The sequence below is a fragment of the Streptomyces sp. NPDC104761 genome (assembly GCF_055583445.1).
Genome location: NZ_JBVJNZ010000007.1, coordinates 102888 through 127099 on the forward strand (window position 1 = coordinate 102888; position 24212 = coordinate 127099).

The 24212-nt window shown below is 71.7% G+C and carries 23 protein-coding genes; 11 read left to right on the forward strand and 12 right to left on the reverse strand.

Annotated elements, in window-relative coordinates; translation table 11 throughout:
* The first annotated feature begins 12 nt into the window (after positions 1–12).
* From ACZ63F_RS20350 to ACZ63F_RS20360, 3 genes are all read left to right on the forward strand, one after another.
* On the forward strand, positions 13–576 hold the full coding sequence (locus ACZ63F_RS20350) for a dihydrofolate reductase family protein (protein WP_469712663.1): 564 nt from the start codon (positions 13–15) through the stop codon (positions 574–576).
* Positions 573–890, forward strand: a complete 318-nt coding sequence (locus tag ACZ63F_RS20355) for an EthD family reductase (protein ID WP_469712664.1) — start codon at positions 573–575, stop codon at positions 888–890. Before ACZ63F_RS20350 ends, ACZ63F_RS20355 begins: the two co-directional genes overlap by 4 nt.
* Positions 891–1094: 204 nt before the next feature.
* Complete coding sequence (locus ACZ63F_RS20360; RefSeq protein ID WP_469713073.1) at positions 1095–1313, forward strand: CorA family divalent cation transporter; 219 nt, start codon at positions 1095–1097, stop codon at positions 1311–1313.
* 176 nt (positions 1314–1489) lie between these two features.
* On the opposite strand, the gene ACZ63F_RS20365 is transcribed toward ACZ63F_RS20360, so the two are convergent.
* From ACZ63F_RS20365 to ACZ63F_RS20375, 3 genes are all read right to left on the reverse strand, one after another.
* Positions 1490–3664 carry an FUSC family protein gene (locus ACZ63F_RS20365; RefSeq protein ID WP_469712665.1) on the reverse strand — a complete coding sequence of 725 codons (2175 nt, stop codon included), beginning with the start codon at positions 3662–3664 and terminating at the stop codon, positions 1490–1492.
* 338 nt (positions 3665–4002) lie between these two features.
* Positions 4003–5178, reverse strand: coding sequence for a glutathione-independent formaldehyde dehydrogenase (locus ACZ63F_RS20370; protein WP_469712666.1), 1176 nt, complete (start codon positions 5176–5178; stop codon positions 4003–4005).
* A gap of 314 nt (positions 5179–5492) precedes the next feature.
* Positions 5493–6584, reverse strand: coding sequence for a hypothetical protein (locus ACZ63F_RS20375; protein ID WP_469712667.1), 1092 nt, complete (start codon positions 6582–6584; stop codon positions 5493–5495).
* Positions 6585–6821: 237 nt separating this feature from the next.
* Between ACZ63F_RS20375 and uvrA the strand changes: the two genes are divergently transcribed.
* Complete coding sequence (gene uvrA, locus ACZ63F_RS20380; RefSeq protein ID WP_469712668.1) at positions 6822–9290, forward strand: excinuclease ABC subunit UvrA; 2469 nt, start codon at positions 6822–6824, stop codon at positions 9288–9290.
* A gap of 66 nt (positions 9291–9356) precedes the next feature.
* Here uvrA and ACZ63F_RS20385 read toward each other — a convergent pair whose 3' ends face one another.
* Positions 9357–9923: a type 1 glutamine amidotransferase domain-containing protein gene (locus tag ACZ63F_RS20385; RefSeq protein WP_469712670.1), complete on the reverse strand. Its 567-nt coding sequence runs from the start codon at positions 9921–9923 to the stop codon at positions 9357–9359.
* Positions 9924–9973: 50 nt separating this feature from the next.
* Positions 9974–10423, reverse strand: coding sequence for a DUF1931 family protein (locus tag ACZ63F_RS20390; protein WP_469712672.1), 450 nt, complete (start codon positions 10421–10423; stop codon positions 9974–9976).
* A gap of 595 nt (positions 10424–11018) precedes the next feature.
* Here ACZ63F_RS20390 and ACZ63F_RS20395 point away from each other — a divergent pair.
* Both ACZ63F_RS20395 and ACZ63F_RS20400 read left to right on the forward strand, forming a co-directional pair.
* A complete protein-coding gene (locus ACZ63F_RS20395; RefSeq protein ID WP_469712675.1) occupies positions 11019–11396 on the forward strand; it encodes a DUF2267 domain-containing protein in 378 nt (125 codons plus the stop codon).
* A gap of 160 nt (positions 11397–11556) precedes the next feature.
* On the forward strand, positions 11557–12612 hold the full coding sequence (locus tag ACZ63F_RS20400; RefSeq protein WP_469712677.1) for an LLM class oxidoreductase: 1056 nt from the start codon (positions 11557–11559) through the stop codon (positions 12610–12612).
* A 98-nt stretch (positions 12613–12710) separates the two neighbouring features.
* On the opposite strand, the gene ACZ63F_RS20405 is transcribed toward ACZ63F_RS20400, so the two are convergent.
* From ACZ63F_RS20405 to ACZ63F_RS20415, 3 genes are all read right to left on the reverse strand, one after another.
* Positions 12711–13319, reverse strand: coding sequence for an NADPH-dependent FMN reductase (locus ACZ63F_RS20405; protein WP_469712678.1), 609 nt, complete (start codon positions 13317–13319; stop codon positions 12711–12713).
* Between the two features lie 13 nt (positions 13320–13332).
* Positions 13333–14178: an aldo/keto reductase gene (locus tag ACZ63F_RS20410; RefSeq protein ID WP_469712679.1), complete on the reverse strand. Its 846-nt coding sequence runs from the start codon at positions 14176–14178 to the stop codon at positions 13333–13335.
* A gap of 102 nt (positions 14179–14280) precedes the next feature.
* Entirely contained in the window at positions 14281–15678 is a 1398-nt protein-coding gene (locus ACZ63F_RS20415) for an MFS transporter (RefSeq protein WP_469712681.1), read from the reverse strand.
* An 80-nt stretch (positions 15679–15758) separates the two neighbouring features.
* Here ACZ63F_RS20415 and ACZ63F_RS20420 point away from each other — a divergent pair, with 80 nt between their 5' ends.
* On the forward strand, positions 15759–16649 hold the full coding sequence (locus tag ACZ63F_RS20420) for a LysR family transcriptional regulator (RefSeq protein ID WP_469712682.1): 891 nt from the start codon (positions 15759–15761) through the stop codon (positions 16647–16649).
* Between the two features lie 97 nt (positions 16650–16746).
* On the opposite strand, the gene ACZ63F_RS20425 is transcribed toward ACZ63F_RS20420, so the two are convergent.
* Together ACZ63F_RS20425 and ACZ63F_RS20430 are read right to left on the reverse strand one after the other, a co-directional pair.
* Positions 16747–17127 (reverse strand): DUF2267 domain-containing protein, encoded by a 381-nt coding sequence (locus ACZ63F_RS20425; RefSeq protein ID WP_469712684.1) that lies wholly within the window; start codon positions 17125–17127, stop codon positions 16747–16749.
* A 138-nt stretch (positions 17128–17265) separates the two neighbouring features.
* On the reverse strand, positions 17266–19047 hold the full coding sequence (locus tag ACZ63F_RS20430; protein ID WP_469712685.1) for a PucR family transcriptional regulator: 1782 nt from the start codon (positions 19045–19047) through the stop codon (positions 17266–17268).
* A gap of 294 nt (positions 19048–19341) precedes the next feature.
* Here ACZ63F_RS20430 and ACZ63F_RS20435 point away from each other — a divergent pair, with 294 nt between their 5' ends.
* Complete coding sequence (locus ACZ63F_RS20435) at positions 19342–19704, forward strand: hypothetical protein (protein ID WP_469712687.1); 363 nt, start codon at positions 19342–19344, stop codon at positions 19702–19704.
* 62 nt (positions 19705–19766) lie between these two features.
* Here ACZ63F_RS20435 and ACZ63F_RS20440 read toward each other — a convergent pair whose 3' ends face one another.
* Complete coding sequence (locus tag ACZ63F_RS20440) at positions 19767–19931, reverse strand: hypothetical protein (RefSeq protein ID WP_469712688.1); 165 nt, start codon at positions 19929–19931, stop codon at positions 19767–19769.
* A 144-nt stretch (positions 19932–20075) separates the two neighbouring features.
* Positions 20076–20738 (reverse strand): SDR family oxidoreductase, encoded by a 663-nt coding sequence (locus ACZ63F_RS20445; RefSeq protein ID WP_469712690.1) that lies wholly within the window; start codon positions 20736–20738, stop codon positions 20076–20078.
* 328 nt (positions 20739–21066) lie between these two features.
* Between ACZ63F_RS20445 and ACZ63F_RS20450 the strand changes: the two genes are divergently transcribed.
* The 3 genes from ACZ63F_RS20450 (at position 21067) to ACZ63F_RS20460 (ending at position 24206) form a co-directional block, all read left to right on the forward strand.
* Entirely contained in the window at positions 21067–21594 is a 528-nt protein-coding gene (locus tag ACZ63F_RS20450; RefSeq protein ID WP_469712692.1) for a YflT domain-containing protein, read from the forward strand.
* Between the two features lie 81 nt (positions 21595–21675).
* Complete coding sequence (gene dnaK, locus ACZ63F_RS20455; protein WP_469712694.1) at positions 21676–23589, forward strand: molecular chaperone DnaK; 1914 nt, start codon at positions 21676–21678, stop codon at positions 23587–23589.
* Positions 23590–23597: 8 nt separating this feature from the next.
* Positions 23598–24206, forward strand: a complete 609-nt coding sequence (locus ACZ63F_RS20460) for a nucleotide exchange factor GrpE (protein ID WP_469712695.1) — start codon at positions 23598–23600, stop codon at positions 24204–24206.
* Positions 24207–24212 lie beyond the last annotated feature (6 nt).

The following is a 24212-nucleotide window of genomic DNA, read 5'->3' on the forward strand; positions in this document are numbered from 1 at the left end:
AGGAATATCGCTGTGAGCATCATCGTGATCGGGTTCGTCACCTTGGACGGGATCATGTCCGACCCCACCGGTTCGGAGGGGACGCAGCTGGGCGGCTGGGCGCTGCGGCACGGCCGGGAAGCCATCGACGGGGACAAGTTCCGGCTCGGCCGCACGCTGGACGACGGCGTGCTGCTGTTCGGGCGTACGACCTGGCAGATCTTCTCGCGGCTGTGGCCCGGACGTGAGGGCCCGTTCGCCGCACGCATGAACGCCGCCCCGAAACTGGTCGCCTCCCGCACGTTGAGCGGCACGGACGCCGCGGCGTGGGCGAACTCGCGGATTCTGGAGGGCGACGTCGTCGACGCCGTCAAGCACGAGCGGCGCGATGTGGTCGTCACCGGCAGCCTCAGCATCGTGCACCAGCTGATGGCCGAGGAGCTGATCGACGAGTACCGGCTTCTGACGTTTCCCACCGTCCTCGGTACCGGCGACCGGCTCTTCCCCGCGGGCTGCCCGCATGCGGAGGTGGAGTGCCTGTCGGCGGAACAGGTCGGCCCCGTCGTCCTCACCCGCCACCGCAGGGTTGCCGCATGACCGCCCGCTTCATCGTCTTGTACGAGACACCGGCTGACCCCGCGGCATTCGACCGCCACTACCGCGACATCCACCTCCCCCTCGCGCGCAGGCTCCCGGGGCTGCGCCGCTACACGCTCGGCCGCGACGCGGTCGCCGTCCGCGGCGGCGGACCGTACCACCTGATCGCCGAACTGGAATGGGACACGATGGAGGAACTCCGTGCAGCTTTCGATTCCCCCGAGGGGCGCGCCGCCGCAGCCGATACGGCCCGCCTCCAGGAGCTCACCCTGATCCGCAGCATGATCTACAAGGTCGACGAAACCTTGCCGTAGGCGCACGAACGCGCAAGCGGGGAACGCGGCTCGTGGCAGCGGCTGTTCACGACATCCGCCCCAGCCCTGGGCAGCGACCGTCTGTGCTCGTCGAACCCACCGAAGCAGCTTCGCCAGTACGCCTCACCGCCCCCGCTCGGGCCATCCCTGGGGAGAATCCGGGGAGTTTGAGCGGCGCGGCAGGCCAGAGACGTTCCCAGCAGCATCGCCGCAGTTCAGCGCCACCAGGTAGACGGCTTCAGGAAGATCTCTTCCTGGGCGGCCATTCTGTTCGCCCCGACGCTGGTCGGGACGATCTACGGGAGGAACTTCAGGGAGATGCCGGAGTTGCACTGGGCGCTGGGATGCCCCTTCGCGATCGTCCTGATGGCGGTCGTGTGCACCAGTCCGTACTTCATCTTCAAGCGGAAGGACTGGCTCTGAGCAACCGGCCGAGCCGCAGGGGCCGGTGCAGCCGCGGTGGCGTGGATGCCGACGGCGGCCTCGCTCAGGGCACGCGCCCGCCGCCACAACCCGACCGGCCCGCGACAGCGGGGTAAGTGCGGCCGCGCCCGACGCGGCGGGGTGTCCGCGTGCCGCGCGCCGCGCTGCCGACTTCGTCACCCACTCCGGTGCGCGGGGCCTGATCCGTCGCCTTCCGCCGCCGCGGCGGCCCGCACCCGCTGTTCCTCGCGAGCGGAGCCGACGTCCCGTTCCAGGGGTGTGCGGCTCACGGCAGTCGCGAGGTCTTCCAAGGCCCGTTTCTGCAGTTCCGCTTCGCGCCGCACGACCGGGCTCCCATTGCCGGCGGCGGCCTCCTTCCACGCGTGGAGCGCCTCCTCCACGCGTCCCCAGTCCGGATTCCTGTGCTCGCGCACGGCGGCTGCCGCCTTCGCGGTGTCCGTCTCCAGCGCCTCGGCGAACCGCTCCGCCTCGGGGACGGAACGGCTTTCGGCCCGCGGGACGTGACCCTCCATGAGCATCGCCGCCCGGCCGAACCCCTTGAGCGCCTCCTGCGCCTCCTGCGCCTCGCGCGACGTCAGACCCCTGGGACGGACCGGTTCCTGCCTTGCCCGTTCATATGCCTCCTGCCAGGTGGCACGGGCCTCCCTGCTCTCCAGCAGTGCCCTGCGCATGGCGGCGTGATGTTCCCGGGTCGGTTCGGCGTAGTCGCGGAGCACCGCGGCCGCGTAGCGGCCGTTCGCGGCGAGCCAGTCCGCGAGCCGGCCCGGCAGCCGGGGTGTCTCCCATGCGGGGAACACCACGTACGCCAGCATCGCCAGAACCCCGCCGAGCAGGGTGAGCAACACCCGCTCCGGGACTGTCTGCTCCCATGCCTGGCCGCCCATGCCGAGCAGGAAGACGACGTACGCGGCGGTGAAGCACTGGGTGTAGGCGTAGCCGGTACGGTTCAGCGTGAACGACAGGCCCGCCGAGACCACCGCGAGCGCGGCGGACACATGGGCGTCCGGGCCCAGGGCCCGCACCACCCCGGTGGCGAGCGCGACCCCCGCCAGGGTCCCGGCGAAACGGGCCACCGCACGCGCATACGTCCGGTGGAAGTCCGGACGCATCACCATCACCGAGGCCAGGGGCGCCCAGTAGCCGTGGCCCAGGGGCAGCCGGGCGGCGATCAGATAGCCGAGCACGGCCACCGCCGCCAGGCGGACGGCGTGCCGGAAGACCGGCGAGTCGGGGCGGAACTCACGGCGGGCCGCTTGGATGACGACCGGGATCAGCCGGAGCATGGTCGGGCGCACGAGGAACTGGGCGCCGGCGCGGCCGGGCGTGGGCGTCCTCCCGGGCGCGCAGCCGCACCCGGCGATCTCCAATGCCTCGCCGAGCAGTTCCGCGAGCTGCTCGGCGGCCTGCCGCGCGGGGCCCTCCAGCACCTCGTGCTCCTCGTCGACGCGCAGGGCGTCCATGCTCTCGGGCCGCACCTCGGCGGGAGTGCCGCGGCGGATCGAACGTGCGGCCGCGTCCAGGACGTCGGCGGCCGCGTCGAGCAGCTCGCGCGCGCGGTCCCGTCCGGGCCCCTCCGCCGGGGCTCCGACGTCCGGGTCGGCGAGCGCCGCGACCACCGGCCGGATGCGCTCGGCGAGTCCCCGGGGGCCGTGCAGCACGGGGGGACGGGTGCGGGCCTGTGACGGCGTCACGGCAGCCGCGTCCCGGGCCGTCATCAACGGCTCGGGGTCGAACGGGGCGGTCGGGTCGTGCCGCAACCGGCGGGCGTAGTCCGCGACGGCGGCCAGGGCGTCGGCGAGCGCGTCACGATGCGCTCCCCAACGCCGGATCGGGAACAGCAGGATCAGCACGGCCTGCGTCACGCCCCCGAGTGCGATGACCCCCGCGTGTTCCAGGGCGCGCCCGACGCTCGTGGGCAGGGTGACGGTCACCAGCATGCTGCCCACGGTCGTCGCCGCGACGATCCCGGCGGTCGATCCGACGGCCCACGCCATTCCCGCGGCAAAGGCCCATACGGCCAGCAACGGCAGGAACGTCACGAGTCGCCCCGCCGCCAGGTAGCCCACGAAGGTGCTGAGCGCCAGACCCGCGCCCGCGCCGAGCGCGATCACCTTGCGCGGACGCCAGGTGCGCTGGAAGGTGGCCCCGCCCGCGGAGTAGGCGCCGAGGGCTGCGGACGCGGCGTACGCAGGGGAGACCAGCCACAGCGCCGGCCCGATGACGATCGCCACCCCGGCGGCCGCGCGCAGCGCGAGCAGGGGCTCAAGGCGCGTCTCCTCGATCGTGAGCCCGGAGCGCACGACCTCCCCGAAGGCCCGCAGCCACGTCACGGGTGTCCGCCCGGCCGGAGCGCTCTGCCGCGTCGCGTCGGCCCGGTGGGGGTCCGGTAGCCGTCGGGCAAGGAAGCCTCCCATGCGGCCCGTTGACCGGCCGGCGGCCGCAGCCGCTGGACGGGGTGCTGCCGCTGCGGACATCGCTGAGCGTCCGCCGTCCGCCGTCCAGGCCGGAGTTCGGGCACGCGTTGTCGGTTCAGGTCCGGCCGGAGCGCGGTGATTGTCCGGCCGGAGCGCCGTGATGCCCCCGGCACCGCGTCCGGCGGACGGGCGGATCGCCACCCGTCCCCCGGACCGGTCCAGGCAAGACACGGGGCACGGCGGCCCCGGGGCTCCTACCGCTTGTGGCCGTTCCCGTGCCCGTTCGGATGGAGGACCACCTTGGTCCACCCCTCGTCACGGGCATCGAAGTGCTCATAGGCGGTGGGGGCCTCGTCCAGGCTGAGCTCGTGGGAGACGACGAAACTCGGCTTCGCCTTCCCGCCGGCGATCAGATCCCGCAGCGCCCGGTTGTACCTCTTCACCGGCGCCTGCCCGGTCCCCATGCGCTGGCCCTTGAACCACATCATGCCGAAGTCGATCGGGACCTTGCCCTGCGCCTCCAGCTCCCCCTGGGCCTCCGCGCCACCGGGGTCCTGGGGCAGGAACACGCCCACCACGCCGATGTCGCCCGTGAACCTGACCGAGTCGATCAGTCCGTTGAGCGTGAGGCTGGCGTCCTCGTGTCCCTGGGGGTCGTGCGCCTGGTAGCCGACGCACTCGCAGCCGTTGTCGGCGCCCAGACCGAGGGTGGCCTCCTTGACGACCTCCGTCGGGTCCTGCTCGGCGGTGTTGATCGGGATGGCCCCGATCTCCTCGGCCTTGCGCAGCCGGTCGGGCTGGTGGTCGGCCGTCCAGACGCGCCCGGCGCCCTTGAGGAGGGCGGAGTAGGTCGCCATCAGCCCGACCGGACCGGCCCCGAAGACGATCGTCTGGTCGCCCGGTTTGACGTGGGCCATCTCGGTGGCGTGATAGCCGGTGGGGAAGATGTCGGCGAGCATCACGTAGTCGGTCTGCCGCTCGGCGGCGTCCTCGCCCAGACGCAGCGCGTTGAAGTCACCATAGGGCACGCGCAGCAGCTCCGCCTGGCCGCCCTGGTAGGGCCCCATGTCGGCGAACCCATAGGCGGCTCCCGCGAGAGCCGGTTCCGGCTGCATGGTCAGGCAGTAGTTGGTCAGGCCCTGCTCGCACTGCTTGCAGAAGCCGCAGGCGATGTTGAAGGGCAGGACCACGTACTCACCGACCTGGACCTTGCGGACGGCCGAGCCGACCTCCACCACCTGGCCCATGTTCTCGTGTCCCAGGGTGCGGCCGGACTCGAACGAGGTGCGGCCCTCGTACATGTGCAGGTCCGAACCGCAGATGTTGGTGGTGGTGATCTTGACGATGATGTCGCAGGGGTGCTCGATCTTCGCGTCCGGCACGTCCGTCACTGTGACCGTTCGCGGGCCTTCGTATACCGCTGCTTTCATGATGACTTCCCTAGATGTCGTCTCATGACGCTGGGAGGGCGCCTGAAGCCTGACTCTCGGAAGTGCTGCGACGGGGTCCGGGGCTCCAACACGCCTCTGGGAGCCGTTCACCTGGATCAGGTGGAACGGTGGCTCCGCCGTGGGCCCGCCAGAAGGGGCTTGGGCGCTTCGGCGGCGTTCCGTGCGAGTCCCCGTCGGACCCGGTACGAAACACACGAAACACATACGTACCGGCCGATCAGCGGAATCTCCGGACCTGGACGACCACCGGGCGACGGCACGGCCGGCGACCGAGGCCACCCGCTGAGCGCCCGCTAAGCACCCTGGTCGTCCTGCAGCGCGGTGCGACGCTCCTGTTCGCGCTTGGAGTAGGCGGCTGCCCGGATCGCCTCGTCGCTCTCCAGGCCCGATCCCAGCGCGCCGCCCACCGTGGCGACCGAGGCGACGAACCAGGCCAGCGTCCAGTACTCCGTGGCGTGCAGCGGCGTTCGCGTCGTGGAAGCGAACAGCCGGTCGTTGAGGATGAACAGCGCCCACACCAGGTTGATGACCACCAGACCCACATAGCAGACGATCACCCCGATACCCAGGGTCACGACCGTCGAGGCGTTGTAGAGAGCCGCCTTGTTCCTCGCCTCCGGCGAAACCTCGTCCGTTCGATGCCACAGGTCCGCGTCCACGATCAGCCAGCCGATCATCAGCGCCACAGACCCGACCGTGGCGATCACCAGTCGTGGCGTGCTCAGGGAGGTGGCCAGGATCCAGATGGTGGAGTTCACGGTGGCGACCGCTCCCGTGGCGAGTGCGGCCGCCAGGGCTTTCGACAAGCCCGGCACCAGGCGCCACGGCCGGTTGGCGCGGACCATGCCGAGGAGCACCCTCAGGTAACCGCGCGGCCCGCTGACGACGTACCGCAGATCGGCGATCTCCTGCTCACCGATCCTGCCCGGACGGACAGGCGCGAGACGACCGACGAAACGCCCGCGCGGCGGCTGACTTCCAGGAGTCCCCTCAGGCCCGGTGGCCTGCGGGCCCGCCAGACTGAGCACGGCTTCTTCCACGGCACGCTGGGCCCTGGCCTGCAGCCGGAAGCCCCCCAGCGTGGGAAGGGACAGCAGCGCCAAGCCGTGTTCGTGGCTCAGATCCACCACGAGCTTGTGCCCATGTGAGTGCAGCGGGAGGTCGGTGAGGGCCACGACGATGTCCCACTTCCCCGCACTTCCGCGGTCCCTGATCCGCTGCATCAGGGTGAGCGGGTCCTCGGCCGCTGCGGTGAAGGGCTCACTGACCACCTCGACGTCGAATCGTCGTCCCTGGCCCGACCTGTCGGCCAGCCGGTCAGGAAGCATCCGGGCCATGCGCTGCGCGATCTCCGTCGGCGCATCCGGATCCGCCAGAAGAGTCACGACCGTAACGCCCTGAGACGACACCGCATGCCTCCTGCTCGTCGGCTGCCCCCGCGACCGCGAGTGCCCACAGAATGCCCCCCGATGTGACACCGACTCCCCGTGACACGCTGGCCCCTGCCCGCAGGTGGTTGCGTGCGCCGCCGGACGTCGGCACTCGTGCGAGCGGGGCCCGGTGACAGGCCCGGTGACGGCGTCTGTCGCGCGGTTCCCGGCACGATCAGGTAGTCAGGAACGGTGAACAAGGACGCGACCGACCCCTTCGTGCATGTCCGGGGCGCCGGTGAGAACAACCTGCGCAACATCGATGTCGACGTTCCGCGGGACGCGATGGTCGCCTTCACCGGCGTCTCCGGTTCGGGCAAGTCCTCGCTGGCGTTCGGCACGCTCTACGCGGAGGCCCAGCGGCGCTACTTCGAGTCCGTGGCACCGTACGCCCGAAGGCTGTTGCAACAGGTCGGCGCACCGCACGTGCAGGAGATCACCGGCCTGCCACCGGCCGTGGCCCTGCAGCAGCGACGCGGGGCGCCCAGTTCGCGCTCGACGGTCGGCACCCTCACCACGCTGTCCAATCTGCTGCGCATCCTGTACTCCCGCGCCGGCACCTATCCGCCCGGGGCCGCCCGGCTGGACGCCGAGTCGTTCTCACCCAACACCCCGGCCGGCGCCTGCCCGGAGTGCCACGGGCTGGGCGTCGTGCACGACGTCGCCGAGGACCTGCTCGTCCCGGACCCCTCGCTGAGCATCCGCGAGGGGGCGATCGCCGCGTGGCCCGGCGCCTGGCAGGGCGCCAACCTGCGCAGCGTCGTGAGCAACCTGGGGATCGACATCGACCGGCCGTGGCGCAGGCTCAGGAAGAAGGACCGGGACTGGCTGCTGTACACGGACGAGCAGCCCTCCGTGTACATCGAGCCGGAGGAGGACCGCATCGACTACGGCTACCAGGGAAAGTTCTGGAGCGCCCGCAAGCACGTCATGCACGTCCTCGCCGACTCCAAGAGCGAGAAGATGCGCGAACGGGCGCTCCGGTTCGTCAGGAGTGTGCCCTGCCCCGAGTGCCACGGCAGCGGACTGCGGCCCGAGGCGCTCGCCGTGACCTTCGCCGGACGTTCCATCGCCGAGATCAACGCGATGCCGCTCACCGGGGTCGTGGCGCTGCTGCGGCCCGTCGCGGGGCGGTCCGGGGCCGACGCCACCACGTCCACCGCCCGGTCCGGGGAGACGACCGAGGTCGCGGTCCGGATCTGCGGCGACCTGGTCGCGCGCATCGACGTACTGCTCGACCTGGGCCTCGGGTATCTCGGCCTCGGGCGCCGCTCGACGACCCTGTCGCCCGGCGAGGCGCAGCGCCTGCGGATCGCCACCCAGCTGCGCTCGGGGCTGTTCGGCGTCGTCTACGTCCTCGACGAACCCTCCGCGGGCCTGCACCCGGCCGACGCGGAACCGCTGCTGGACGTGCTGGACCGCCTCAAGGCGGCGGGCAACTCGCTGTTCGTCGTGGAGCACGACATGGACGTCGTACGGCGGGCGGACTGGGTGGTCGACATCGGCCCCGGTGCGGGCGAGGGCGGCGGACGGGTGCTGTACAGCGGCCCGGTCGCCGGTCTCGAGCGGGTCGAGGAGTCGGCCACGAGCCGGTACCTGTTCGGGCGCGCCCAGCCGCTCGACCACCGCCCGCGGACGCCGCACGGGTGGCTGCACCTGCGCGGCGTCTCCCGCCACAACCTGCACGACGTGTCCGTCGACGTCCCGCTGTGCGTGCTGACGGCGGTGACGGGCGTGTCCGGTTCCGGAAAGTCGACGCTGGTGACGCAGGTGCTCGCCGAGGTCGTCCGCGGCCACCTCGGACTCGCGCCCGAGGAGCCCGACGAGGCGCAGCTGGAGGTCGACGTCCAGGACGCGTCGGGGGTCGAGTCGTTCGACCGGCTGGTCCTGGTCGACCAAAGGCCCATCGGCCGCACCCCCCGGTCCAACCTGGCCACGTACACCGGGATGTTCGACGCGGTGCGCAAGCTGTACGCGGCGACGGACGAGGCCAGGGCGCGCGGCTACCCGGCCGGGCGGTTCTCCTTCAACGTGCCCGAGGGCCGGTGCGAGACCTGCCAGGGCGAGGGCTTCGTCGCGGTGGAACTGCTGTTCCTGCCCGGCACCTACGCGCCGTGCCCGACCTGCGAAGGCGCCCGCTACAACGCCGAGACGCTGGAAGTCACCTACCGCGGCAAGAACATCGCGGACGTACTGGCGATGTCCGTCGACGCCGCCGCCGAGTTCCTGTCCGACGTCCCGGCCGCCTCCCGCAGTCTGGAGACGTTGCGCGAGGTGGGGCTGGGGTACCTGAGGCTGGGCCAGCCCGCGACGGAACTCAGCGGCGGGGAGGCGCAGCGCATCAAGCTGGCCACCGAACTGCAGCGGGCCCGGCGCGGGCACGCGCTCTACCTGCTCGACGAGCCGACGGCGGGGCTGCACCCCTCGGACATCGCGCTGCTGCTGCGACAGCTGCACCGGCTCGTCGACGCCGGCAACACGGTCGTCCTCGTCGAGCACGACCTGGACACGGTCGCCACCGCCGACTGGGTCATCGACCTCGGTCCGGGCGGCGGCGACGCGGGCGGGCGGGTGGTCGCGGCAGGCCCGCCGGCCAAGGTGGCAAGAACCCGGCGCAGCGCCACCGCGCCCTATCTCGCGGCCCGGCTCGCGCGCTCCTGACGACAACGCGAGGGGTTGAGCACCGGTCAGCCGGACTTGTGCGGCGCCCGCGAACGGACTGCCGGGTCAGCCGGGCATGGGGTGGTGCGCCCGGGCGAACTGTTCCACGATGGCGGCGCAGAAGGCCGGCAGGTCGGCCGGGCTGCGGCTGGTGATCAGCTGTCCGTCGACGACCACCTCCTCGTCGGCGACCACCTCCGCGCCGGCGTTGCGCAGGTCGGTGCGGATGCTGGGCCAGGACGTCAGGCGGCGGCCGCGCACGGCGTCGGCTTCCGCCAGGGTCCACGGGCCGTGGCAGATCGATGCGACCGGTTTCCCGCTGGCCATGAAGTCCTTGACGAACTGCACCGTGTCGCGGTCCATGCGCAGCTGGTCGGGGTTCATGGTGCCGCCGGGCAGGAGCAGCGCGTCATAGTCGCCGACGGAGGCGTCGGCGACCAGGCGGTCCACCGGGAAGGTTCCGGCCGCGTTGAGGTCGAACTGGCGGGCCTGGATCTCGCCGTGGTGGAGCGAGACGATCTCGGTCTTCGCCCCGGCGCCCTCCAGCGCACCGCGCGGCTGGTCGAGTTCCACACGCTCGACCCCGTCGGTGGCCAGAATCCCCACCCGCATCCCCCGGAGTTCCTGTGCCATGGTCAAGGCTCCCTTCACGAGTCGCTGGTTGCAGGCCGCGAGCGCGACCGCTAAAGCAGCCGGTCGAACACCGCGGTCACGCCGTCCCAGTGGCTGGTCTGCGGGTTCTTGATGTCCGGATACATGATCTTGAACGTCTCGGCGAGGGCGACGCTGAGACCGCCGATGATCTCGGGGTAGCGCTCTTCGGTCTGCTCGGTGGGTGTCCTGTCGAGGGGAGGGTGCGCGGCCAGCTGTTCCAGGATCGGCTTCAGCTCGACCTCCTCGTCGAGCCGCCGGAACCGGTGAATGCTCTCCTGGAGGCCCTTGGTGATCGGCAGGTCCCACGGTTCGAGGGTGTCCCGGCCGTTGGCCTTGGCCGATGCCTGCCCGACGACCAGGAGGTCGTAGAGCTTGGCGTCGACGAAGTCGCCGTACCGCTTCAGGTCGTTCTTGTCCACGTCGAGGCCCGCGGCGGCGCGGAAGAACCTCTCGAACTTCGACACACCCATCACGGCCATGCCTCTCGCCTCCTCACGGGAAACCGGCCGGCGTCCTTCGCTCCCGCCGGCGTCGCCATCGGCTGTACCCGGTCGAGATTCGCAGAGCCCCCTGCTGAGCGCCTCCGCACTCCAGGCCGAAAAGGGGCGCCCCCTCCTGCCCTGGCAGAGCAGCATGAGAGGGCTCCACCGGGCCCCTCGACAAGCCGGCGCCCAGCAGATCGGCCACCGCTCCCGACGCCGAACGGGCCGACCGGAAACGCGACGGCGGGGAACCGGAAACGCGACGGCGGGAAAGTCGACCGCGCCCACAGGCACGGCGCCCTGACGCCCGTCCGGCGCCGGTGTGCCCCTTCCCGTGGCGGAGGCCGTCCGCACGTGTCCCGTGGCGGAGGCCTCCGCACTTGTGCTCGGAGGTCCATGGAGCCGGCCGCTTTTCCGCCCGCCGGGAGCAGGCCGGAAGGGGCCCGCATCCGGAGCATGGAAAGGGCCACTGGTGACACGCACGTACCGGGACGCGTGTCAGGCCACCACCCCCACTCGCACGACGCGGCCTCCGGGGCCTGCCTCAGGTCCCACGCCAGGCAGTTGCAGAGCTTCAGAGAGGGAACGGCTCATGGATTACAAGACCTTCCTCGACACCATCACCCGGCGCGCCCCCGTCCCGCCGGAGAAGGCGGAGCCCCTCACCCGTGCCACCCTGGAAACGCTGGCCGAGCGGCTCACCAGGGGTGAGGCGGAGGACCTCGCGTCCGAACTGCCCAAGCAGCTGAAGGAACCGCTGGTCTCTCCCACTCCGGAGGCCGAGCCCTTCGGACTCGACGAGTTCATCCATCGGGTGAGCAGGCGAGCAGGGGTGAGCCCGGACGAGGCCCGCGAGGGCGTACGGGCGGAGCTGAGCACCCTGAGGGACGCGGTCAGCGACGGCGAGTTCCGCCACGTGCTGTCCCAGCTGCCCCGGGACTTCGAGGCCGTCGTCGGCGCCCCGGGCTAGCAGGAAACGTGACCGGCGTACCGCAGGGGCTGTTCCTCCGCGACGCCCACCGGCGCACCACCACCTCCCCGTTCCCTCCCCCTACAGCACCATGTTCGTCTCCACGTCCCGCCACACGGCGCGCAGGCTCGGACTCGGCATGAAACCGCCGGAGGATCGCATGACACGGTCGACAGTTCCCTCAGCCGGCGCACCCGTGGACGTCGAAGGCGGGGCGCAGCGGCCGTTCTCCGAGCACGCGGCCATGGCCAGGGCGTATCCCGGCGGCCGGATGACCGTGGGCGCCATCACGCCCCTGGAGGGCTTCGACGGGCCCGTGCCGTCCCTGGCCGGGCACATCGAGCGGATCCAGCAGGCCGAGCGGGCCGGCTTCGCCTCGGTGTGGGTCCGTGACGTGCCGCTGCTGGACCCGGGTTTCGGGGACGCCGGGCAGGTCTTCGACCCGTGGGTGTACCTGGGGCAGCTCAGTGCCCGCACCACCTCGATCACCCTGGGGACCGCCAGCATCGTCATGCCGCTGCGGCATCCGTTGCACACCGCCAAGGCGGCCGCCACGGTGGACCGGCTGTCAGGGGGACGGCTCCTGCTCGGGGTGGCCACCGGTGACCGGCCCGTGGAGTTCCCGGCCTTCGGCCAGGACCTGGGCGTCCGGGCCGAGAGGTTCCGGCAGTCGCTGGAGTACTTCCGTATCGTCCTTGAGCACCGTTTCCCGCAGGTGGAGTCGCCGCTCGGCCGGATGCGGGGCACCGACCTGCTGCCCAAGCCGGTGTACCGGCGGATCCCCGTACTGATGACGGGACGCGGCAGGCAGGACGTCCGGTGGATCGCCGAGAACACGGACGGCTGGCTCTACTACACCCCGCCGCTCCAGCAACAGGCCGAGAACATCGAGCGGTGGCGGGAGCTGACCCGGGGCGACGGCGGTGGGTTCAAGCCGTACGCGCAGGCCACCTATCTGGATCTGACCGAGGATCCGCTGGCCCTGCCCCGCCGCATCCACCAGGGCTTCTCGGTGGGCCGGGTGTCGTTGCTGGCGATGATGCGGGCCTGGCAGGACATCGGCATCGACCAGCTGATGATCAACTTCAAGCACAGCCGCCGTCCGGTCGCCGAAGTGATCGACGAACTGGCCGAACACGTGCTGCCGCACTTCCCGCCCGGGCGCCCCGGGGCGCGCGGGGAGCACCGGAGGCCCGTGGAGCGGACCGGGCGCTGAGGAAGCACGATCCCGGCACATCTGCGTGACAGGGGCCTGCGGGTCAGGGGCCTGCGGGTCAGGGGCCTGCGACAAGGGCCTGCGGGTCAGGGCCGCGCTCAGTACCGCACGGCCCCGGAAGGCGGCTCCTGCGCGTAGTCGCACGTGCCCTCCGCCCGGAACTGCAGGGCCGCCCTGGTCACCTCCGCGCCGAGGCCGCGCAACTGGTCCGCGACCGCCTGGTCGGTGAGGCGTCCGTCGCCGTCGAAAACCCTGGAGGACCGCGGGACCGCGAACACCAGCGGCACGGCCCAGCCGCGCAGCGACCGCACGATGAACTCCATCGCGTTGATCGCCTGCAGGCCCTGCACTCCACCGGCGGTCGTCAGCATCCCCACGGGTTTGTTGCTGAGGTAGGGAGGGTCGTGGTCGGCCAGGAGGGCGAGCCAGTCCACCGCGTTCTTGAACGCGCCGCTGACCGACCCGTGGTAGGTCGGGCTGCTCCAGAGCAGGGCGTCGGCGGCCTGAACGGTGTCCGCAAGCCGGCGGGCGGACGCGGGGATCCCGTGCTCGGACGTGTAGAACGGGAGAGCCAGCCGCTTGAGGTCGAGCACCAGGGTGCCGGCGCCCGCATCGGCCGCCCCCTCGACCGCTACACGCAGTGCGGTGAGGCTGGTCGAGGGCGTGCGCAGCGAGCCTCCCATTCCGACGACGAGCGGCCGCGTCATGCTGTCAACTCCTTCAGAGCATCTCCAGGGGCGTGGGCCCGCCGGGCGGCGGGAACGCCTCGTCGAGGGCGTCGAGCGCCTCGGGGGGAAGGCGGAGGTCCGCTGCGCCGCGGTTCTCCCGGACGTGGTCGGGTGATCCGGAACGCGGGATCGCGGCGACCCCCTGTTCCAGCACCCAGGCGAGTGCCACCTGGGCCGGCGTCGCTCCGAGGGCCCGGGCCACGGCATCCAGCGCCTCGGCCTCCAGGATCCGCCCCTGCTCGACAGGGGAATAGGCCATGACCGTCACCCCGGCCTGGCGGCACCAGGGGAGCAGATCCCACTCGATGCCGCGCCGGGAGAGGTTGTACAGCACCTGGTCGACGGCTGCGGCGTCGCCACCGGGGAGGGTGGTCAACTCGGCCATGTCGGCGACGTCCAGGTTGCTCACCCCCCAGGAACGGATCTTCCCCGCCTCCATCAGGTCGGCGAATCCCGCAAGGGTCTCCTCGAGCGGCCACCGTCCCCGCCAGTGCAGCAGGTACAGGTCCAGGAGTTCCGTACCGAGCCGCCGCAGGCTGTCCTCGCAGGCGGCGACGGTGCCCTTCCGGTCGGCGTGGCCGGGCAGCACCTTGCTGACGAGGAAGACCTCCTCCCGGCGTCCCCGGACGGCCTCCCCGACGAGTTCCTCGGCCGCGCCGTCGCCGTACATCTCCGCCGTGTCGACGACGGTCATGCCCAGGTCCACGCCCAGCCGCAGCGCCGCGATCTCCTGTTCACGCCGGGCCGGGTCCTCCCCCAGGTACCAGGTGCCCTGCCCGAGCGCCGCGATCTCCTCACTGGAGGGGAGCGTGATGGTTCTGGCCGATGCTGCAGACATCTCAGGCCTCCTGTCCGCCGCGGGTCTGCGTCACACGCGTCTGCACCGGGTGCCCAGGCCCACGGCTCCCAGACAACCGTTGCCGGATGCGCTGCACGGAGGTCAGAAAGGACGAGCGGACTGCGCCGAGAGCTCGCCGGGACCGGGTGCGCGATCCCGCAGCGCGACGACCACCGACACAACGGCGCCGCAGGAGAGGACCGCCGCGAAGCCGATCATCGCTGTCTGCACGGCGAAGTGCCGCAGGGCGATGCTGAACAGGACGGAGGGCAGGCCCATTCCCAGGTACGCGACGACGAAGAACACGGCGAGGACCCCCGCGCGTGAGGCGGGCTCGGCCGCTGAACCGGCACGTTCGACTCCTCCCTTGAACAGCAGCCCGGAGCCGGCTCCCGAGAGGGAAACGGCGACCAGGTAGAGCCAGAGCGCCGGGTGGTAGAGGGCGACGGCGCACAGCACCAGGCCGACCGGGAAGACCACTGCCCCAACGGTCAGGAGCCGGGGCAGTGGGAGGCGGCCCAGCACCAGCTGGGCGGCCGCCGCGGAACCGAACATGAGGAAGGCCGCCAGGCCGACCACGAGGTGCGAGTCGGTGTGCAGGGTGCCGTGGAGCACGCTCGCCCCGAGGGAGGAGATCAGGCCGAGGATCGCGAAGGCGAAGGCGCCCAGCGCGCCGGCCGCACCGAACGACCGCCGGCCGCCGGGACGCAGGACGAACCTGCTGGGCGGTCGAACCGCGGGCAACTCCAGGTCCACGGTCTCCGGGGTGCACAGCACCAGCGCCAGGCACACCGCCATGGCGAGCGTGAAGATCGCCTGCGTGGTGATCAGGGGCGCGGGAAGCCACTCGGCGGCGGCTCCGGCGACCAGGGGCCCCGTGGCCAGGCCGCCGAGGTTGGCGGCGGTGGCCACGATGCCGGGCAGTACCGAACCCGTGCGTTCCGGACGGACCTCGTGGTGGAGGTCGTGCAGGTACGTCGTCGCGGTCGAGGCCATCAGCCCCAGTCCGGCACCGTTCAGGACCCTGCCCGCGATCAGCCCCGGCAGGTCCCGCCACACGATCAGGACGACCGACGCGACGATGCCGACCAGCAGCGCCGGGACGATGATGCGCCGCCTGCCGAGCCGGTCCGACAGGTGTCCCAGCCCCAGGAAGGCGGCCGCCGCGCCCACGACCATCGAGGCGTACGCCACCGTGACCGTGGTCGCGCCGAAGTGGTCCCGCGCCTCGTACAGCGGCCACAGCGGGGTCGGTGCGGTGCCGAAGGCCATCAGCACGGTGAAGGCCACCGCCACGAACCAGAAGCCGGTGGTGTGCGAGGCACGGCGCCGGGCCGGGCCACGGGGCGACAGGACGGCGGGAGCGGGTGCTGGGATCCGGTGGGTCGGGGTCGGGGTCGTGGTCGGGGTCGGGTCGCCGGGAGCGTCGGCTGTGGGACGGCTCAGCGGCGTCGGAACGGCAGGCAGGGGTACCCCTCCTCGGGTGGCGGTGGATGACACTTTCCATCCTCCTCACCAGCCACCATCAATGCCAACGAATGTTTTTGCTGAGCTCCAGCAATGTGAGTGATACTTCTGGTGTGGAGCTACGTCAGCTGGAGCACTTCATCGCGGTCGCCGAGGAGCTGAGTTTCACGCGTGCCGCCCGTCGGCTGCACGTGGTGCAGTCAGGGGTGTCCGCCGCGATCCGCTCACTGGAGCGCGAGCTCGGCTGCGCGCTGTTCGAGCGCACGTCGCAGCAGGTCCGGCTCACCGGTGCGGGCGCCGCGCTGCTGCCGGACGCGCGGGCCACCCTGAACGCCGCCCAGGCCGCCCAGGACGCCGTGCGCGCCGCACAGGACACGGTGCGCGGCACGGTGAACGTGGGCGCCATGGCCTCGGTCGAGGTGGTGGACCTGCCCGCGCTCCTCGGGCAGCTGCACGCGCGGCACCCGGCGATCGACGTCCGGCTGCGGCTGGCGACGGCCGGCTCGGCGGGACTGGCGCACGCGCTGCTCGGCGGGGACCTTGACGTGGCCTTCCTGTCGCTCCCCGAACGCAAGCCCGCCGGGATCGACGCGCGGGAGCTGGCCACCGTGCCGCTCGTCCTGGTGGTGAGCGCCGCCCATCCGCTCGCGCGGCGGGGAGAGGTGGCGCTCGCGGACCTCGCGGGGGAGCCCTTCGTGGACTTCCCGCCGGGTTACGGCAACCGCGAGGTGGTCGACCGGGCGTTCGCGGCGGCCGGCGTCGTACGCCGGGTGGCACTGGAAGTGCCCGACATCGACATGGGGGCGGCACTGGTCCGGCACGGTCTGGGCATCGCCTTCCTGCCCGCGTTCGCCGTGGCCCGCACCCCCGGCCTGCACGTCCTGGACGTCGACGGCACCATGCTCCGCTGGAGCATGCATCTCGGCACGTCGTCGACCCGGCGGCCCAGCGCCGCTCTGCGGGCGCTGCTCGACCTGGTCGATCTCCACGTCATCGCCCTGTGACGCCCGGCCGCCTCCGGGCGCCGACCTGCCGTCGGATGGACGTGCCCGGGACGGACTCACGCGCCGTGGCGCGGTCGGCATGCCGAAGGATCCGGGTTCACTCGGCGGATTCGACGGCCTCGGAGAAGTCCGTTCCGAGTTGCGACATCAGGTCGTTGAACTCCTTCTCGCTGATCGCCTGCCGGAGCACGGCCAGTACGGTCCGCACACCCCGGTCGGCTTCCTCCTCCTTGAGCATGGTGCGTTCGGCAACGCGCCGCACGCTGTCGCCGTGGCCGAAGCGCTCGATGCGGTCCGTGGTTCCCCGGCGCACCGCCTCCGCGAGGCCCTCGGGGAGTTCGGTGATCAGGTCCCTGGCCTCCCCCGAACTCAGCCTGTGGGCCAGCGTCTCGAGCGTGGCCCGGGTCAGGTCCGCCGCCTCCTGCCGGCCCAGTCCGGTGCGCTCGGCGACGGTACGGACGAATTCCTGCTCATCCATGTGTGGTCCTCCTTCGCTGCTGTGGTGCGACGAACGGCGCGGACCCCTGCAAGCCTGTCACACCGGCCCGGGCCGCGCCCGCGCACGGACGGCGGTGCCCACACCCACTCCCGCTGCCACCTGTGTTCCAGCGAGGCGTCAGCCTGGCCCGCCCAGCACGATCCTCCACACTCGGGTCGCCACCTGGAGGTTCAGCCGGTCCTCGACGTCCGCGAGGTCGTTGCCACTGATGTCGCGGATGCGCTGGAGCCGGTAGCGCAGTGTGCTGCGGTGGATCGCGAGGGAGTCGGCGGTCTCGTCGTAGTTGCCGCCGCAGTCGAAGTACCGGGACAGGGTCTCCACCAAGGTCGCGTGGTGCCGGGAGTCGTAGTCGATGAGCTGCCCGAGCCACTCCTGTACGAATGCCTCGAGTTCCCGGTAGTCGCTGCCGGGTCCCAGGATGCGGTAGAGGCCGAGCTCGTCGAAGAACGACGTGCCGTAGCGCTCGCGGCAGTGGCGGCGCACCTCCAGGGCGCGCTGCGCCTCTTCGTAGTGGCGGGGGATGTCGTTGACGGAGTCGCAGGGGGCGCTCACCCCGATCGTCCCGGACCGTGTCCCCGTCTCGCGGGCGAGCTCCTCGTACAACGCGCGGGTGTGCGGCCTGTCGTCGGCGATGAGGACGACGTGGTCGGCATGTCGGGTCAGCAGCGAGCGCATGCCCACGGCAGCGGCCGCCCGGCTCACGGTCTGCGCGAAGTGATCGTCCGCGGTCCGGTTCGACCACTGCACGACGACGATGTAGTGGATGCGGTGCAGGTCGTGTCCGACTGCCTCGGACCGGGCGTACGCGCTCGACTCGTCCGTCCCTGCCAGAAGGTCGTCGGTCAACTCGCGGTGCAGTCTCAGCTCCACCTCGGCCAGATCGCGTACGTGCGTCAGCTTCGCGGCGAGCGACGCGGCGGCGTGTTCCAGCGCGAGCACGGTGTGCTCGTCGGCCTCGTCCCCGGCATCGACCAGGGCCAGCACGCCCAGGATCTCGCCGTGCGGGCGGATCAGGGTGATCAGCCGGTCCCTGATCCGCACGGGCCCGGTCTGACGGGCGACGGCGTGCAGCATCTCGTCCCGGTGCACGGGGTCCGGTTCGGGATAGGGGGCGGGGCGGCTGGGGCCGGACCAGGACCTCAGCCGGCCGAACCGGTCCTCGACCAGCGCGGGAAGCCCAGTGAGCCTGTGCAGGGCTCGGGTGACAGCATCCACGCCGTCACCCGAGGCGGCGACGTCTGCCATGACAGCGTGCACGGCTCGCTCGTAGCTCAGCTCAGCCATCACGGAGATCAGCTGCCGCTGGAGGAGTGTGCGTTCCTCCCGCAGCCGGCACAGCTCCCGCGCGTCCTCGCGTTGGCGGCGGTGTGCGACGGCGGCGGACAGCGCGGCGGCGGTGTGCCGGACGAGCAGGGCGAGCAGGGATCGCTGCGCCTCGGTGGGCCGGGAGCGGGACGTGACCACGAGGTAGCCGTGGAGTCCCGCAGGTCCGCGTAGCCCCAGGGCCCAGCCCCAGCGCCTGCCGGGGAAGGCCACCTCACCGTCCTGCCCGGCCAGCTCCCGCACCCTCCGGCCCACGGCCGAGGCATGCGTCTGGCCGTTCCTCGGACTGGGGACCAGGTCGCCGCCCACCTGGAGGTATCCGGCCTCGGCGCTGTACGGCCCCGCGGCGGCCACGTGGTCCATGGCCAGGCGCAGGATCTCGACTTCGTCCGGAGCGCCGAACAGGGCGCGGGAGAGCGCGACCAGATCGAGGTGGGCGTGGCCGGCCGGGGTGCGGGCGGGCGGACGAGGCTCTCCGCGCGCGGACGTGGGGCGCCGCCCGACGCCGCCCCGTGCAAGGCTTCCCTTCCGGTGGGAGGGGCGGCGGTACAGGCTGTGCGCCCGCCTGCTGACCATGGGATCACTCCGTCCCTCGACGCCTTCGGAGAGCAGAGAACCGAGCGGCATGTCGCGTACCCGCTCACGGTCCGAATACCCGAAATGCCAGGATCCTTTCTCTCGGGGCCGACTCGCCGGACGCAGGCCGTGGAGCCACCCGGTCCGCCACCCCGGGGAGTGCTCGAGACCACGCCGGCTCGTTCCGCAGTCAGCGGGCTCGCGTCGCCTTGGCCGGCCAGAACGAGCTGGACGGGGTACGCGTAGTGGGCGGTGCCGGCGGCACCACTTCAAACCGATCGGGCGGTGAACGGCATGACAGTGAAACTGAACGCGACGGCGTTCGGCCACGCCAAGAAACTGACCGAAGAAGGCCGCATCGTCCTGGACGACCGGGACGACTGGAGCGAGCACCGGCCTTCGACGGCGGACGAGAACGCCTACCTCGAGGAGCATGGATTCACCGAGTACGCCAGGTGGTACCTGGGCATCGACGACGAGATGGGAGAGGAGAGCAAGGGCCGGTACAAGTTCCCCTACGGCGACTTCGAGCGCGTCCACCGCTGCGGTGTGCTCTCCGCCGCGGTGCGCGCCGGACAGCAGAAGTACGCGGACATCGGGAATGCCGTCGCGCACCTGCACGGACTGCTGGACGGCAGGCGGGCCGGGAACAGGTGACAGTGCCGGAAAGTGCACCACCCTCACCCGCCCCCGGCGACGGTGTCGTCGAGTGGCGCCGGCTAGGCGTCGTCGTCCCGCTCGCCCTCCGCCTGGGACGGCTCGCTCCGGGGGACGTCCGGGTGCTGTTCGGTTGCGGTGCGCTCACTCGCCTCGTCCCGCTCGCCCTCGGCCTGCGAGGGTGTGCGCGCGTACCAGGCGTCGTCATCAGGGGACCGGGATTTCATGACGGGCCTCCTTTCGTCGCTTCGCTCACCTCCATCCTCCCCTCTCAGGCCGTGATGCGGCGTCCGCGGTCTGGCCGTTCGAGCAGAATCGGGGCGCCTGGACGTGAGGAGTCACCCGCGCCCGGGTGAGGGCGGAGTGCGGCGTCAGCCGCCGACCACGGCGCGCACCGCCTCCTCGATCGGGGTGGACCCGCTGATCAGCTCGAGGATGCGCCCGGCGGTCCTGGGCTCGTGGAGCAGGGCGGCGAGTACCGCAGCCACGTCGTCGCGGGGCACCTGGCCGCGGTCCGTGTGCTCGGCGAGCCGGACGCGGCCGCTACCGGGGTCGTCGGTCAGCATCCCCGGGCGCAGAATCGTCCAGTCAAGTCCCGGGCGCGAGTCGATGTCGGCGTCCGCCTCGCCCTTGGCCTTCAAGTAGGCGGCGAACACCGGGTCCGTGCCGGGCGGCGGCGGGCTGTCCACGCCCATCGCGGAGATCACCAGGAAGCGGCGTACCCCGGCGCGCTCGGCCGCGTCGGCGAGGAGGATGGCCGCGTTCCGGTCCACCGTCTGCTTGCGAGCCGCGCCGCTGCCCGGTCCGGCGCCCGCGGCGAACAGTGCCGCGTCGGCGCCGCGGAGGTGGCCGGTCACCTCGTCCACCGAGACGTGCTCCAGATCGCACACCACCGGTTCCGCGCCGTCCGCGCGCAGGTCGTCGGCGTGTTCCGGGTTGCGGATCAGCCCTGTGACGTGGTCGCCGCGCGCCGAGAGCAGCCGGGTCAGCCGGCGCGCGATCTTTCCGTGTCCACCCGCGATCACCATGCGCATGGCGCCATTCTTGCCACACGCCACCGCGCACGCCGGGCTGCGGGACTGCCACGCCAGGTCGGGTCCCGCGGTTGCCGTAACGTCGGCGCGCTCGCGCACCGCGCCGGTGCGCGGGACCGCCGGGCCGGAGCGGTACGGCGACCTGCCCGATGACGGGGGCCGTTCGCTCACAAGCGGGGAGAAAGGGCCTTCGTCCCGCCTCCTGTCCTCGCAGACCAACCGCCGGTGCCACTTTTCGACCCGCTGGGCGCAGGCGGGGTGACCGGGCGAACAGCCACTCTGGGGCCTGTCGGGACCGCTCGGCGGTCCGTCGGCGGAAGGAGTGGCCATGACCGAGCAGGCCCGCAGGGCCTTCGCCTCGTACTCCACGTACCAGGAAGCCGAACGTGCGGTCGATCACCTCGCCGACCACGGCTTTCCCGTTCAAAAGGTCGCGATCATCGGTCGGGACATGCGCCTGGTCGAACAGGTCATCGGTCGAATGGGTTATGGCGACACCGCTCTCCACGGCGCAGCCACCGGAGCGCTGCCCGGCGTGCTCGTCGGCTGGATCTTCGGGCTGCTGAACTGGCTGGATCCGGTCGTCTCCGGTCTGCTCCTCGCCCTGTACGGGCTGATCTTCGGAGCGGTCGTCGGTGCGCTGTTCGCCGTGCTGTTGCACGCGGCCCAGGGCGGCCGCCGGGACTTCGCATCGGTCCGCTCGATCGAGCCCAGCCGGTACGACGTCGTGGCGGACGAGGACGTCGCCGATGAGGCCGTCCGGCTGGTCGCCGGGCTGGACAGCCGGGCCGGCACGAACACGGAGGGCGCCTCCTCCGGGGGCCGGCGCCCGCGCAGCCACCCCGCTCCCAGCTGAACGAGTTTCGAAGCCGGGCGGACAGGGCCCGGAGGAAGAACGGTCGCCGACGGACGTCGACCGCCGCGGAAGGAGTTCCTCATGGCCAAGGCAGTGGGCATCGACCTGGGCACCACCAACTCGGTGATCGCCGTGTGGGAGGGCGGCGAGCCGTCCGTCGTGCCCAACAGCGAGGGCAACCGCACGACACCGTCCGTGGTGGCCTTCACCGACACGGGGGAACGTCTGGTGGGCCAGCTGGCCCGGCGCCAGGCGATCCTCAACCCCAAGGGCACCATCTACTCGGCCAAGCGGTTCATCGGCCGGCACTTCGACGAGGTCTCCGACGAGGCCAAGGCGGTGGCGTACGACGTCGTCGAGGGCGAGGGCGGGGCGGCCCGCTTCAAGGTGCGCGACAAGCTGTACGCGCCTGAGGAGATCAGCGCACAGGTGCTGCGCAAACTCGCCGACGACGCGTCCAAGCAGTTGGGGGAACGGGTCACGGAGGCGGTCATCACGGTGCCCGCCTACTTCAACGACGCCCAGCGCACCGCCACCAAGGACGCCGGACGGATCGCCGGTCTTGAGGTGCTGCGGATCATCAACGAGCCGACGGCGGCCGCCCTCGCGTACGGCATGGACAAGAAGGAGCACGAGACCGTCCTCGTCTTCGACCTGGGCGGCGGCACCTTCGACGTGAGCATCCTCGACGTCGGCGACGGCGTGGTGGAGGTGCGCTCCACCGCCGGTGACAGCCACCTGGGCGGTGACGACTTCGACCGGCGTCTGGTGGACTACCTCGCGGACGACTTCCAGAAGGAGAACGGCATCGACCTGCGCAAGGACCCGCAGGCGCTGCAACGGCTGTTCGAGGCGGCGGAGAAGGCCAAGACCGAGCTCAGTTCGGTGACGCAGACGCAGGTCAGCCTGCCGTTCATCACCGCCGACGCCTCGGGCCCCAAGCACCTCACCGACTCGATCATGCGGTCCACCTTCGAGCAGATCACCAGCGACCTGGTGGAGCGCTGCCTGGGACCGGTGGAGCAGGCCATGGCCGACGCGAAGGTCGGCGAGAGCGACATCGACGAGGTCATCCTCGTCGGCGGTTCCACCCGCATCCCCGCCGTCCAGGCCCTGGTCCGCCGGCTGACCGGCGGCAAGGAACCCAACATGAGCGTCAACCCCGACGAGGTCGTGGCCCTGGGCGCCGCGATCCAGGCCGGGGTGCTCAAGGGCGAGGTCAAGGACGTCCTGCTGCTCGATGTCACGCCTCTGTCGCTGGGCGTGGAGACGCGCGGCGGAGTGATGACGAAGATCGTCGAGCGGAACACCACCATCCCGGTGCGCCGCAGCGAGACCTTCTCCACCGCCGAGGACAACCAGCCGGCCGTCGACGTGGTGGTCCTCCAGGGCGAGCGCGAGCGCGCCGCCGACAACCGGGCCCTGGGCCGGTTCCAGCTCACCGACATCCGGCAGGCGCCGCGCGGCGAACCACAGGTCGAGGTCACCTTCGACATCGACGCCAACGGCATCCTCGACGTCAAGGCCCGCGACCGGGACACCGGCAAGGAACAGGGCATCACCATCAGCGAGAGCTCCAACCTGGACCGCAGTGAGGTCGAACGCATGGTCCAGGAGGCCGAGCGCAACCAGGGCCAGGACCAGGCACTCCGCGAGGCCGTCGACGCCCGCAACGAACTCGACGCCGTCGCGTACCAGGTCGAGAAGCGTCTCGCCGAACTGGGCGACGCGGCGCCCGCGCACGAGAGGGCACGCGCCGAGATGCTCGTGTCCGACGCCCGGGCGGCGGTCAAGGACGAGGCGGGCGTGGAGCGCGTGCGGCCTCTGACCTCCGAACTCCAGCAGGTGCTCGCCGGGCTGGCATCCCATCAGGGCGCCTCCGCCACGGGCGGCGGTCCCGGCCAGGAGACCGACACCGGTGGTCCCACGACTGGCGGTGGCGGTGGTGGTGTCGGTGACGACGACGTCATCGACGCCGAGTTCGACAAGGGCTGAGGCGCGCCATGCCCACCCAACCCCAGGAACCCGACCGGACCGCGTCGGATCCGGACGTGCGGGTCCCGGAAGGCGCCGGGCCTCCTCCTCGCGAGGATCTGCCCCGGCCCGGCCCGGCCGGGCCCGAAGGGGCGAACGGCGAACCGGGGCCCGATGCCGCGGGCCCCGCGCCTGCCGAGGACGAGTACACGACCGCGATCCGGGAACTGGAGGACCGCTGGCGGCGCGCACTCGCCGACCTCGACAACCTCCGCAAGCGTCACGCCAGGGAACTGGAGCGCGAACGGGCGGTCGAGCGGGCCCGCACGGCGGCCGCCTTCCTGCCCGTCCTCGACAACCTCGAACTCGCCCTGACCCACGCCGGCGCCGATCCCGGCGCGATCGTGGAGGGCGTCCGGGCCGTACGCGACCAGGCGGTGAACGTCCTCGAACTGCTCGGCTACCCGCGGCACGCGGAGACCGGCGTCGCCTTCGACCCGGCCCGGCACGAGGTGGTCGGCGTCGTCCAGGACCCCGACGCCGCACCGGGCACCGTCGTCGAGGTGCTGCGCCCCGGCTACGGGGACGGCGACCGGCAGCTCAGGCCCGCCGCCGTGACCGTCGCGAAGCGGGAGTGAACGGCG

Bases quoted from the DNA above. Each gene is read 5' to 3' on its own strand.
- ACZ63F_RS20355 (WP_469712664.1), top strand. From the start codon at position 573: ATGACCGCCCGCTTCATCGTCTTGTACGAGACACCGGCTGACCCCGCG.
- ACZ63F_RS20370 (WP_469712666.1), bottom strand. From the start codon at position 5,178: ATGAAAGCAGCGGTATACGAAGGCCCGCGAACGGTCACAGTGACGGAC.
- ACZ63F_RS20385 (WP_469712670.1), bottom strand. From the start codon at position 9,923: ATGGCACAGGAACTCCGGGGGATGCGGGTGGGGATTCTGGCCACCGAC.
- ACZ63F_RS20390 (WP_469712672.1), bottom strand. From the start codon at position 10,423: ATGGCCGTGATGGGTGTGTCGAAGTTCGAGAGGTTCTTCCGCGCCGCC.
- ACZ63F_RS20395 (WP_469712675.1), top strand. From the start codon at position 11,019: ATGGATTACAAGACCTTCCTCGACACCATCACCCGGCGCGCCCCCGTC.
- ACZ63F_RS20400 (WP_469712677.1), top strand. From the start codon at position 11,557: ATGACACGGTCGACAGTTCCCTCAGCCGGCGCACCCGTGGACGTCGAA.
- ACZ63F_RS20405 (WP_469712678.1), bottom strand. From the start codon at position 13,319: ATGACGCGGCCGCTCGTCGTCGGAATGGGAGGCTCGCTGCGCACGCCC.
- ACZ63F_RS20410 (WP_469712679.1), bottom strand. From the start codon at position 14,178: ATGTCTGCAGCATCGGCCAGAACCATCACGCTCCCCTCCAGTGAGGAG.
- ACZ63F_RS20425 (WP_469712684.1), bottom strand. From the start codon at position 17,127: ATGGATGAGCAGGAATTCGTCCGTACCGTCGCCGAGCGCACCGGACTG.
- ACZ63F_RS20430 (WP_469712685.1), bottom strand. From the start codon at position 19,047: ATGGTCAGCAGGCGGGCGCACAGCCTGTACCGCCGCCCCTCCCACCGG.
- ACZ63F_RS20435 (WP_469712687.1), top strand. From the start codon at position 19,342: ATGACAGTGAAACTGAACGCGACGGCGTTCGGCCACGCCAAGAAACTG.
- ACZ63F_RS20440 (WP_469712688.1), bottom strand. From the start codon at position 19,931: ATGAAATCCCGGTCCCCTGATGACGACGCCTGGTACGCGCGCACACCC.
- ACZ63F_RS20445 (WP_469712690.1), bottom strand. From the start codon at position 20,738: ATGCGCATGGTGATCGCGGGTGGACACGGAAAGATCGCGCGCCGGCTG.
- ACZ63F_RS20450 (WP_469712692.1), top strand. From the start codon at position 21,067: ATGACCGAGCAGGCCCGCAGGGCCTTCGCCTCGTACTCCACGTACCAG.
- dnaK (WP_469712694.1), top strand. From the start codon at position 21,676: ATGGCCAAGGCAGTGGGCATCGACCTGGGCACCACCAACTCGGTGATC.
- ACZ63F_RS20460 (WP_469712695.1), top strand. From the start codon at position 23,598: ATGCCCACCCAACCCCAGGAACCCGACCGGACCGCGTCGGATCCGGAC.